6 protein-coding genes and 2 pseudogenes are annotated in these 4,723 nt (G+C 73.8%); 4 read left to right on the top strand and 4 right to left on the bottom strand.

Annotation, left to right across the window (positions count from 1 at the left end):
* Positions 1-543 (bottom strand): annotated as a pseudogene (locus tag AB0G02_RS28665) (peroxidase); the annotation flags it as partial.
* Between the two features lie 112 nt (positions 544-655).
* The gene (locus tag AB0G02_RS28660; RefSeq protein WP_360799776.1) at positions 656-1,696 is read right to left on the bottom strand and encodes a serine hydrolase; all 1,041 of its coding nucleotides are present in this window, start codon (positions 1,694-1,696) and stop codon (positions 656-658) included.
* A gap of 98 nt (positions 1,697-1,794) precedes the next feature.
* Here AB0G02_RS28660 and AB0G02_RS28655 point away from each other — a divergent pair, with 98 nt between their 5' ends.
* Positions 1,795-2,502, top strand: a complete 708-nt coding sequence (locus tag AB0G02_RS28655; RefSeq protein WP_360799774.1) for an SDR family oxidoreductase — start codon at positions 1,795-1,797, stop codon at positions 2,500-2,502.
* On the opposite strand, the gene AB0G02_RS28650 is transcribed toward AB0G02_RS28655, so the two are convergent.
* Positions 2,456-2,692: a hypothetical protein gene (locus AB0G02_RS28650; protein ID WP_360799782.1), complete on the bottom strand. Its 237-nt coding sequence runs from the start codon at positions 2,690-2,692 to the stop codon at positions 2,456-2,458. The two genes, AB0G02_RS28655 and AB0G02_RS28650, sit on opposite strands and share 47 nt — an antisense overlap.
* Positions 2,693-2,765: 73 nt before the next feature.
* A pseudogene (locus AB0G02_RS28645) lies at positions 2,766-2,927 on the bottom strand (WYL domain-containing protein); the annotation flags it as partial.
* A 122-nt stretch (positions 2,928-3,049) separates the two neighbouring features.
* Between AB0G02_RS28645 and AB0G02_RS28640 the strand changes: the two are divergent.
* The 3 genes from AB0G02_RS28640 to AB0G02_RS28630 all read left to right on the top strand — a co-directional run bounded on the left by AB0G02_RS28640 (position 3,050) and on the right by AB0G02_RS28630 (position 4,716).
* Positions 3,050-3,223, top strand: a complete 174-nt coding sequence (locus tag AB0G02_RS28640) for a hypothetical protein (RefSeq protein ID WP_360799779.1) — start codon at positions 3,050-3,052, stop codon at positions 3,221-3,223.
* Between the two features lie 104 nt (positions 3,224-3,327).
* A complete protein-coding gene (locus tag AB0G02_RS28635; RefSeq protein WP_360799771.1) occupies positions 3,328-3,975 on the top strand; it encodes an alpha/beta fold hydrolase in 648 nt (215 codons plus the stop codon).
* Between the two features lie 9 nt (positions 3,976-3,984).
* Entirely contained in the window at positions 3,985-4,716 is a 732-nt protein-coding gene (locus tag AB0G02_RS28630) for a maleylpyruvate isomerase family mycothiol-dependent enzyme (RefSeq protein ID WP_360799768.1), read from the top strand.
* Positions 4,717-4,723: the final 7 nt, after the last annotated feature.

Below are 4,723 nucleotides of genomic sequence, written 5' to 3'. Positions count from 1 at the left end.
GTCGCGCGCGGCGTCCTCCAGGTGGTCCGCGTCGTCGGACGCCACCGTCACCACGGCGTGGACGTGCTGGTCCGCGCGGCCGAACAGCCAGTGGTCGGGCGCCGAGTCGTCGGTGTCGCCGTTGGCGCGGGCCGCCTGCTCGGCGGTGTGCGGGAAGTGGGCGCGCAGGTCCTGCCTCGTCGCGTCCGGGTTGATGCTGATCTCGACCAGGCCCTCGGGGGTGAGGGACACGTTCACCCAGGTGGCCCGCAGGCCCTCCGGGTCGCCGCCGGCCAGCGCGCGGCCGAGGGAGAAGACCTCGTTGAAGTCCTCCACCTCGGCGGTGGTGCTGAGGTGGCCGAGCATGGCGGCCAGCCAGGTGCGGCCGAGCGCGTCGTCGGTGAAGCGGACGAACCGGAACAGCTGGTGGTCCTTGTTGAACGCGGCCAGCACGTTGCCCTGGATCTGGCGCGACCCGCGCAGCGGCGGGCGGGCACCCGGCCGTTCGGCGCAGCGGTGCAGCAGGTCGGTCATGTTCCACCCCCTCAGGTACAGGAGCGTCACCGTGCGCGCCGGATACATCTCACCGCGTGACTATCGCGATCGGGCCGGAGACGACGGGAGCAGGGGTTCCGGCTGCGAACCCCTGCTCCGAGTCGGGCGGTGGTCGGTGGGATCAGCCGCCGTTGCCCGGGTGGTACTGCGCGGCGCGGTAGGTGCGCGGGGTGTTCGCGGTGATGCGCAGGACCGAGTCGTACAGCGTGCGGCCGAGGGCGGCGCGGGCGCGCAGCGCCGGGTGGGTGGCGCCGTAGTTGTCCGCGTTCGCCGCCTGGTCGCCGCTGTACCGGCCGGACGCGAACAGCGCGTAGGTGATCATCGGCTTGCCGTTCGCGTCGAACACGATGCCGGCTTCGTTGCGCCCGTCGTCCTCCCAACCCGCCTTCGTGGCCACGTTCAGCCGTTCCGCCGACGTCAGGTTGAGCCGGATCCCGTCGGTGAACGCGGTCAGCGACCGCAGCACCGTGAACAGGTGCTGGGTCGACGCCGCCGACAGCAGCTCACCCGCCGCCAACCTGCGCAGCATGGTGAACGTCTCGCGCGGCGTGGTGGTGCCCAGGTAGAACCGGTTCGGGTTGGCCACCGGCACGACCTGCGTGTGCACGAACCCCTTGGCGCGCAGGATCTCGTTCAGCTCCAGCGCCGGCACGACCAGGCCGCACAGGCGCACCGCGGTGTTGTCCGACACGGTGAGCAGGTTCGCCAGGGCGTGACCCACGGTGACCGAGCTCGGGTAGGCGCCGTCCAGGTGGAAGATGCCGTCGGTGTCCCGGATGACGATGTCCGAGGTGACCTCGACCCGCTGGTCGAGCCGGATCAGGCCGCGGTCGACCTTGTCCAGCACGGCCAGCGCGACCGCGATCTTGTTCACGCTGTACGCCTCGACGACCCGGTCCGCCTCGACCTCGACGGCCGGCTTGATCACGCCGTCGGGGTCGGCCACGCCGATGTAGGACGACCACGTGCCGCCCGCCCGCGCGACCTCCCACGAGTACTTCAGCGAGATCTTCCGACGGGCCAGCTCAGCCGTCGTCGGGATCAGCGCGTCCCACTCCGCCTCGGTGGTCTGCGCCTGCGCCGTCCCGGCGGTCGACCCGAGCACCGCGCTCGCCGCCGCCACCGAGCCGATCCCCAGCGCGAACCTGCGGTTGATGTTCATGTGCCCCCAATCAGTGGATACGCCTTTACGACGCCGCGAAGGCCGCCGACGTTGCCTGCGCACCGGTGATCCGATCGAATCAGCAGTACCCTGCGGCCATGGGACGTGGGGTATTCCTGGTCACCGGGGCTGGTCGGGGCATCGGCGCGGCGACCGCCCGGATGGCCGCCGAAGCGGGTTACCGGCTGGTCCTGGCGGGGCGGGACGCCTCCTCCCTCGCCCCGCTCGCCGCCCGGCTCGGCGGTCCCGACCGGGTGTGGGTCTCCTCGTGCGACGTGCGGTCGTTCGACCAGGTCGCCGCCCTGGTGGACCGGGTGGAGGAGGAGTGGGGGAGCCTCGACGTGGTGTTCGCCAACGCGGGCACGAGCGTGGTCACCTCGTTCACCACGACCGCCGGGGCGCCGCCCGCCGAGTGGAGCGACATGGTGCTGACCAACGTGTGCGGACCCGCGTTCACGGCGCGGGCCGCGATGCCCGCGCTGATGCGCCACTCCGGGCACCTGGTGCTGACCGGCTCCGCCGCCGGGCGCGGGGTGCGGCCGGGGAACCTCTACGCGGCGACCAAGTGGGCCGTGACCGGGTTGGCGCAGGCGATCCGCGCCGAGTGCGTCGGCACCGGCGTGCGCGTCACGCTCGTGCAGCCGGGCCTGACCGACACGGGCGGCATCCCGGCGTCGCGGGCGGACGACCCGAAGCTCGCGCCGGAGGACGTGGCCCGCGCGGTGATGTACGCCGTGGGCCAGCCGCCGACCGTGGACGTCAACGAGATCCTGGTGCGCCCGGTGGGGCAGGACGCTCACCGGTGAGCCCCGCCCCGACCTCCCGCAGCGCGGCCGGCACCTCCGGCGTCGCGTCGAGGTCGTAGGGAGCGCCGAGCAGCAGCAGGTCCGCGGCGACGTGCCCGATCACGTCCGAGCCCAGCCGCACCCGGCACGTCCGGTCGTCGATCGGCTCCACCCGGCCGGGCAGCGCCACCACCAGCCGCGACCGCACCACCGGCGCGGGCGCGGCTGGTGGTGGCCGTGCACGTGTACCGGTAGGGGGCGTGGGTCAGGGAGCGGGCCACGTGGGCGGCCGGGTCGTCCGGCAGGGCGCGCGGGGTGAAGCGGCGGCCGGTGGCGCGCGGCGAGCCCATCCGGTCGACCAGGAACGTCCGCCAGTCCTCCCGCGCCGGGTCGTAGGCCGGCAGGTACCAGCGCCGGTAGGCGGTCACCAGGCTGCGCGGCTCCACCCGGCGCTCCTCGCCGCGGTGGGTGAACGCCACCACCTCGTGGTTCCGGCACGCCCAGCGCGGCCGAGTCCGACACCGGCCCGTCCACCGACATCACCGCGATCGCGTCCCGCACCGCGCCGATGCGCCGCCGCAGCCGCGCGGGCAGCACCTGCTCCAGCTTCGCCAACGCCCGGGTGGACGACTCCTCGATGCCGTGCACGCCCGCCGCCGTGCGCAGGCCGACGGCCACCGCCACCGCCTCGTCGTCGTCCAGCAGCAGGGGCGGGAGGTGGCGGCCCGACGCGAGCCGGTAGCCGCCCGCGGTGCCGGTCGTGCCGTCCACCGGGTAGCCCAAGCTCGCGCAGCCGCTCGACGTCGCGGCGCACCGTACGGTCCGTCACGCCCAGCCGCTCGGCCAGTGCGGGCCTGGTCCACGATCTCCGAACGGCTGCGCGCGGAGGGCCACGAGGTGCACGCGGTCACGCTCAGCACCGGCCGGGTCGACCTGGAGGACCACGTGGCCGAGGTGCTCGACCTGCTCACCCGGCTCGACCTGCGCGAGGTCGTGCTGGTCGGGCACAGCTACGGCGGCATGGTGGTCACGACCGTCGCGGACCGGGCGCCCGAGCGGATCCGGTCGCTGGTGCACGTGGACGCGTTCGTGCCGCGCGACGGCGAGTCCGCGTACGACATCGTCCACGGCGACTGGCGCCGGTGGTACGTCGAAGGCTCGCCGGGTGATGGGTTCGCCATGGCGCCGCTGCCGACCTTCGACGAGCGCGCCACGCCGCACCCGCTGGCCACCCTGCTGCAACGGGCCTCGCTCACCGGCGCCGCCGACCGGGTCACCGACCGCCGCTACCTGTTCATGGCCGACTTCCCGGACAGCCCGTTCGCCACCACCCACGAGCGGCTGCGTGACGACCCCTCGTGGCAGGTCGAGGCGTGGCCCTCCGGGCACGACGTGCTGCGGGACGCGCCGGAGCGGTTCCCGGCCCTGCTGCTGTCCGTGCCCGGGGGGAAGTCCGCAAGCGGAAATAAGCTGGGTGCCGGCGGGGCCGCCTAGCGTGGACGGATGAAGGTCCACGACATGCTCGTCGAAGAGCGGCGTCGGATGGCGGATCAGCTCGACGGGTTGGACGCCGGGCAACTGGCGACGCCAAGCCTGTCCCAGGGGTGGACCGTGCACGACGTCGGCGCGCACCTGATCACGTACCTGCGGTTCGGCCAGCTCAAGCTGTACTGGGGCATCGTCTCCATGGCGGCCGACTTCGACCGGCTCAACCGGGAGCTGACCGCGCGCGCCGCCCGGATGCCCACCGCGCAGATCACCGACCGGCTGCGGCGGTGGTCCACGTCGAGGACCACCATCCCGAGGTCCGGCTACGACCCGGTGCTGACCGACATCCTGCTGCACGACTACGACGTGCGCGTGCCGCTGGGCATCGCGCGGGACGTGCCGGAGGACCGGCTGTGGGTGGCGTTCCAGCACCTCGCGGCCAAGCCGTCACCCGGCTACTCGATGGGCTCGCGGCTGGCGGGACTGCGGCTGGAGGCCGTGGACACCGGCTGGACGTCGGGCAGCGGCGCGGTGGTGCGCGGCAACGCCGAGTCGCTGGTGCTGGCGATGAGCGGCCGGGCCGTGGGCCTCGACGCGCTGGAGGGCGACGGCCTGCCGCTGCTGCGGGAACGGGTCGCCGCACCGCCGCCGCGCGGCACGCTGGAGCGGCTGAAGTCGGTGGTCCGGGTCGTGGTGGACCCGCCGCCGCCCGAGCGCCGCTCCCGGGGCGCCGTCGGCGGTTCCTGACCACACC

It is taken from the genome of Actinosynnema sp. NPDC023658 (assembly GCF_040639995.1).
GTDB lineage: Bacteria > Actinomycetota > Actinomycetes > Mycobacteriales > Pseudonocardiaceae > Actinosynnema.
Note: the sequence above shows the minus strand (reverse complement) of the source record. Positions and strands in the feature narration are given on the sequence as shown.

Coding starts and splice junctions, on each gene's coding strand:
- AB0G02_RS28660 (WP_360799776.1), bottom strand. CDS start 1,696: ATGAACATCAACCGCAGGTTCGCGCTGGGGATCGGCTCGGTGGCGGCG.
- AB0G02_RS28655 (WP_360799774.1), top strand. CDS start 1,795: ATGGGACGTGGGGTATTCCTGGTCACCGGGGCTGGTCGGGGCATCGGC.
- AB0G02_RS28640 (WP_360799779.1), top strand. CDS start 3,050: ATGCGCCGCCGCAGCCGCGCGGGCAGCACCTGCTCCAGCTTCGCCAAC.
- AB0G02_RS28630 (WP_360799768.1), top strand. CDS start 3,985: ATGAAGGTCCACGACATGCTCGTCGAAGAGCGGCGTCGGATGGCGGAT.